Origin of the sequence: Streptomyces fildesensis (assembly GCF_016107395.1) — a bacterium.
In the GTDB taxonomy this organism is placed as follows: Bacteria; Actinomycetota; Actinomycetes; order Streptomycetales; family Streptomycetaceae; genus Actinacidiphila; species Actinacidiphila fildesensis.
The window spans coordinates 1-243 of record NZ_JAAIKO010000354.1 but is presented as its reverse complement, the minus strand read 5'-3'; the positions used below and the strand labels follow the sequence as shown (position 1 = coordinate 243).

Genomic DNA, 243 nt, shown 5'->3' with positions numbered 1-243 from the left:
ATTTGTGGTGGACAGCAATGACAGAGACCGAGTTGTCGAAGCCAGGGATGAGTTGCACAGGATGCTAAACGAGGATGAGCTTCGAGATGCAGTTTTGCTGGTATTTGCCAATAAGCAGGATCTTCCCAATGCCATGAATGCAGCTGAAATTACTGACAAGCTAGGACTTCACTCTCTTCGCCAGCGCCATTGGTACATTCAGAGCACCTGTGCCACCTCTGGTGAGGGGCTCTATGAGGGTCA

The 243-nt window shown here is 50.2% G+C and carries 1 protein-coding gene; it reads left to right on the top strand.

The window, feature by feature from the left end:
* Positions 1-243: ADP-ribosylation factor-like protein (locus tag C6N31_RS47470; protein ID WP_198359756.1), on the top strand; the 243-nt coding region annotated here is incomplete at both ends.